This window comes from Albidovulum sp. (genome assembly GCF_049646345.1).
In the GTDB taxonomy this organism is placed as follows: domain Bacteria; phylum Pseudomonadota; class Alphaproteobacteria; order Rhodobacterales; family Rhodobacteraceae; genus Albidovulum.
The window spans coordinates 1-4,567 of the sequence record NZ_JBARVQ010000460.1; the positions used below are offsets into that span (position 1 = coordinate 1).

Genomic DNA, 4,567 nt, shown 5'->3' on the forward strand with positions numbered 1-4,567 from the left:
GTCCAGCATCACGATTTCGCGGCCGGGGTAAAGGTCCGCAAGGACCGCATGCGCCTCTTCGTCCGCAGCATCGTCCCCGAAATGCGAGGCGATGACCGCGCCGTTGCAGACGTAGTAATTGACGTAAGAGGCGACGAAATCATTGCCGGAGCCGCGGATGTCAATCGGTTCGGGCAGGCGAACCAACTTCAGCTTCCGGCCCGACGCATCGGTCGCGGCAGCGAGGATGTCACGGGTCTCGAACGCCGCCCGGCTCCAGGGATCGTCGGGGTCGATCTCCTCGCCCATCTGAATCAGCACGGTGCCCGGTTTGATGAACCGCGCCAGTGCATCGATGTGATAGTCGGTGATGTCGGCGCCCTTGATGCCCGGCGCCCAGATCACCTTTTCGGCGCCGTAGGTCTCCTTCAGCATCCGCGTGACCTCATCCTTGCCGCCCTTGTTGCGGTTGCGGTTCACCCAGCTGCTTTCATGGGCGATCAGCGTCGCATGGCCGTCGAACTCGGCGCCGCCCGCCTCGCCCACAAGGCCCGCGTCGAAAAGCGTCAAACCCATGATTTCGGCCACGCGCCCGGCGACTTGCCCGTCGTTGCGGTGCAATTGCTTGCCGCCCCAACCGTTGAAGTTGAAATGCGTCATCGCCAGCCCGCCCTTGCCATCGACGACGAAAGAGGGGCCGGAATCGCGCGCCCAGAGGTCTTCGGTCGGCACGTCCCAGACCTCGATCCCCTTGCCCAGCAGCTTGCGTGCAGCGGCTTCGTGCTCTGCCCCCATCAGCATCACGACAGGTTCGAATTCCGCCACCGTATTGGCGATCTCGGCAATCGTCTCCTGCACGGCATCAAGGTAACCGCCACTGCCATAGACCGCACGGCTGACGGGCCATTGCATGAAGGTGCGTTCATGCGGCGCGGTTTCCTCGGCGTAGCGAAACCCGGCGGCGCGGGCGGTTTCAGCCCACGCGGATCGGGGAAGTGCCGCGGCGGCGGCAAGTAAGCTGGCGCTGCGGAAAAGGCTGCGGCGGGTCATCATGATACTCTCCTTGAAATCAGGTCGCGGGGCGAAACCCATCTGGCAGAAAGGTGAGCGGGTCGGTGGCCGCCCCGGGCGGCGTGGCCGAAAGTGCGGCCATGAATAGCGAAAACAGCCCACCGGCCGAGGTGATGCCAAGTTTCGCGTGGATACGTTTGCGGTGCACCTTTACCGTCTCGGGCGAATTACCAAGGAGCCGGGCAATGGACTTGTTGGAGTGGCCTTTCACGATCAGCCGTGCCACTTCCGCCTCACGCTCGCTCAACCGCGAGGTGCCAAAGAGCGCGAAGGCGCGTTCGACATGTCCACCGACCCGGCCGATACCGGTCGCGGTACCGGGCGACAGACCCGGCCATTGCCGGCGCGTAAGCGCACCGAGGACGGGCAAGAGCGCACGCAACCGGTGGGCCGCGCGTGGCAGGGCCGAACTTCCATTCCTGACGCCAAGCGAAATCACAATTGCCGCTCCATCGGGATCACGCAGGATCACGCCGCATTCGCCATCCAACCCGGTGGCAGCATAGAAGCGGCGAAAATACTCGCTGCTGCGAAAGTCGTCCGGTGCAATGTCTGCCAGCATGGCGGCGCAATCGGCGCCCCCCTCGCGATAAAGCCCATGCAGCGGATCGAGAAGGTAGGCCCAACTGAGATAGGGGGCGAGGATCGCACTTTCGCTACCGCGCAGGTCATCGAACAGCGCGACCGGCGCGTGATCGGGAAAAAAGGCACAGACAAAGGCGGATTCAAAACCCGAGGCAACCTTGCAGACGTCGGCGAGCAGTGCGGGGAACGCAGTGGAGCCCACCTGCCCGATTGCTGCCCCTAACCGTTCCATCACTGGAAGGGGCAAGGATTCGGTTGCTGGCGCGTGGTCCGTCAGCGCGATTATCTTACCTCTTGTGCTCATTCAGGTTCCTGCTGGGTGATGCAGTGGATGCCACCGCCGCCAATGGCGATATCGGCTATATCGACCATGCTGACCCGACGGTCGGGGAAGATGTCCTGAAAAATCTCGCGCGCCAGCCCGTCGCGGGGCGTGCCGTAGCGCGGCATCACCACGCCGCCGTTGCAGAAATAGGAATTTACATAGGACCGGCAGAACCGGTCGCCGATGGCACAGCTTTCCTCGGCCTCGGGGATCATGACCATACGGATCGGGCGGCCCTTGGCATCGGTCTGGCCGGAAAGCGTGTCGATATTTTCCAGCTTGATCGCCCGCCAGGGGTCGGTCGGGTCGTCCGCGCCCTCAATCAGCACCACGCCAGGGGCGACGAAGACCGCGATCCCGTCGACATGGCCGTCGGTTTCGGTTTCATCGGCATTGCCCGGCAGCCAGATGACCTTGTCGCCGCCCAGCATTGCCTTCAGCTCTTCGGTGATCTGCGCGCGGCTCCAGTCCGGGTTGCGGTTGGCATTCGGAAAGCAGGTTTCGGTCGTCAGGATCGTGCCCTCGCCATCGACGCTCACCCCGCCACCTTCGGCGAACAGACCGGTGGTGAAGGTGCGAACGCCGCTCAGCTCGGCGACGCGCTTACCGAAGGCCGCGTCCTTGTCGAACGGATGATACTTGCCGCCCCAGGCGTTGAACCGGAAAAGCGATGCGGCCTTGTTGCCGTCAGCATCCACGACAAAATTCGGCCCGGCATCGCGCGCCCATGAATCGTCGAGCGGCATTTCGACGATCTCGATATCGCTGCCCAGAAGGGATTTCGCTTGCACCATGTCCTCTAGCCTGACGGCCATGGTCAGCGGCTCGAAGTCGCGGATCGCATGGGCGACGGCAGCATAGGCACGGCGCGTTGCCCCCATGTCCCCCCAGACCTCTGCCCGGCAAGGCCACATCATCCAAGTGCGGGCATGCGGGGCAAATTCGGCGGGCATGCGAAAGCCCAGATCGCTCGGTTTTGCGGAAGTGTGTTTCATGATCGGTCCAACTCAAACAGCTTGTCAGACAGAATTGCATGAGTAATAAGCAATACAAAACGCAAATTTTTTATTAGATAGACAAGAAAAACTCATGAATAATCCCTATCGCTCCCTCCCCCCCCTGTCGACGCTGATCGGCTTTGAGGCCTCCGCGCGGCTGGGAAGCTTCTCGCGCGCGGCAGAGGAGTTGAACATCACGCAGTCGGCGGTCAGCCATCAGATCCGGACGCTGGAAGCGCATCTGCGGCAGCCGCTCTTCCGTCGCATCGGCAGACGGATCGAACTGACCGATGCCGGGCATGACCTGATGACCACAGCGCAGGAGGCGTTGGAAACGGTGCGCCATGGTGCCCGCCGGCTGAGCGCCTATACCAAGCCCGGCTCGGTCATCGTGATGATGTCACCTGCCCTGGCGCAGGGCTGGTTCCTGCCGCGTCTGGCGCGGCTGCGGGCCGACTTGCCGCAGGTAGAGCCCTGGCTGCACACGACCACTGAAGGCTGGGTGCCGGAAGAGGCAGAGATCGACATCGTCCTGTCGGAAACCCCCTGGACCGACGCGGGAACCGAGTCGGTGCCGCTACTGCCCGACCGCCTCTGGCCCCTGGCCGCGCCCTCCGTAGTGGCGGGCCTTCCCGAGGCACCCGACGCTACGCGGCTGGATGCCACGATGCTTCTGCATGACGAAGGCGACGACGACTGGCAGAAGTGGTTCACACAAGCAGGCTCCCGCCGCAGCGACTTCGCCTCGGGCCTGAATTTCTCTGACCCGGCGATCATGCTGCAGGCGGCTGCTGCGGGATTGGGCATCTGCCTTGCGTCAGAGGTGCTGGCAGCGTCTTTCCTTGCCAAGGGCACACTCGCCCGGGCCGCCGGGGCGCCGGTTGAGATCGGCCGGAGCTATTTCCTTTCGGCGTGGAAACGGAACTTCACACGCAGTTCGGTACAGGCACTTTGGGACTGGTTTCTCGGCCAGCCAGAGCCTTAGCGGGCCGAGACGCACCTGCCGTTCAATCGGCAAACCGGATCGTGCCGGTTTCCGGTGTTTCAAGCCATGCAAGCAGGCGGGTCAATGCGAATTCAGCTTGAAATTGTCGCGTGGGAAAAGGTGCCGCTCTTGGTTGAAATGGTTGTGGACTGATGAATGAACAGCGTCGAACTTCTACAGACTTCGCATGCGCCGGAAGCGGAGCATTGCCCTCTCTCTTGGTCGGGGCGGCAAGTGTGAACTCTCGGCCCGGCTGTTCTACCATCGGCCAGTTTCCTGTTTCCGGGCATTGCCAATGACCTTCATCGCGGCGCCATAAGATCGCAGTTTGTCGGCCACGATGGCTGCAGGATTGCCTTGGCACTTCATTGATTTTCTTATGAGTTTCAAAGCTTCTTTGCGATCTCGGCGCTTGGTGACAAAAGATTCCAGCACTTCGCCTTCGTGGCCGACGGCCCACCACAGATAATGCGTCTCGCCGTTGATCTTCACGAAAATCTCGTCAAGATGCCACCGCCAGTTCGACTAACTGATCCCCCAAATAACCGATGCGCCGCCTGCCAATCGCGGCCTAGACCGCTTAAGGGATTTTGCGGTCGACTCCACGTGGGATCAGCTTTTCCT

4 protein-coding genes and 1 pseudogene are annotated in these 4,567 nt (G+C 62.2%); 1 reads left to right on the plus strand and 4 read right to left on the minus strand.

The window, feature by feature from the left end:
• The 3 genes from WBB85_RS11535 to WBB85_RS11545 all read right to left on the minus strand — a co-directional run.
• A partial coding sequence (locus WBB85_RS11535) for an agmatine deiminase family protein (protein WP_432638760.1) occupies positions 1 to 1,032 on the minus strand: 1,032 nt, incomplete at its 3' end.
• A 16-nt stretch (positions 1,033 to 1,048) separates the two neighbouring features.
• On the minus strand, positions 1,049 to 1,939 hold the full coding sequence (locus WBB85_RS11540; RefSeq protein ID WP_432638761.1) for a helix-turn-helix transcriptional regulator: 891 nt from the start codon (positions 1,937 to 1,939) through the stop codon (positions 1,049 to 1,051).
• Positions 1,936 to 2,955: an agmatine deiminase family protein gene (locus WBB85_RS11545; protein ID WP_432638762.1), complete on the minus strand. Its 1,020-nt coding sequence runs from the start codon at positions 2,953 to 2,955 to the stop codon at positions 1,936 to 1,938. Before WBB85_RS11545 ends, WBB85_RS11540 begins: the two co-directional genes overlap by 4 nt.
• Positions 2,956 to 3,049: 94 nt before the next feature.
• Between WBB85_RS11545 and WBB85_RS11550 the strand changes: the two genes are divergently transcribed.
• On the plus strand, positions 3,050 to 3,943 hold the full coding sequence (locus WBB85_RS11550; RefSeq protein ID WP_432638763.1) for a LysR substrate-binding domain-containing protein: 894 nt from the start codon (positions 3,050 to 3,052) through the stop codon (positions 3,941 to 3,943).
• An 81-nt stretch (positions 3,944 to 4,024) separates the two neighbouring features.
• Here the strand turns inward: WBB85_RS11550 and WBB85_RS11555 are convergent.
• Positions 4,025 to 4,468, minus strand: a pseudogene (locus WBB85_RS11555) (IS6 family transposase); the annotation flags it as partial.
• Positions 4,469 to 4,567: the final 99 nt, after the last annotated feature.

Bases quoted from the DNA above. Each gene is read 5' to 3' on its own strand.
- WBB85_RS11540 (WP_432638761.1), bottom strand. From the start codon at position 1,939: ATGAGCACAAGAGGTAAGATAATCGCGCTGACGGACCACGCGCCAGCA.
- WBB85_RS11545 (WP_432638762.1), bottom strand. From the start codon at position 2,955: ATGAAACACACTTCCGCAAAACCGAGCGATCTGGGCTTTCGCATGCCC.
- WBB85_RS11550 (WP_432638763.1), top strand. From the start codon at position 3,050: ATGAATAATCCCTATCGCTCCCTCCCCCCCCTGTCGACGCTGATCGGC.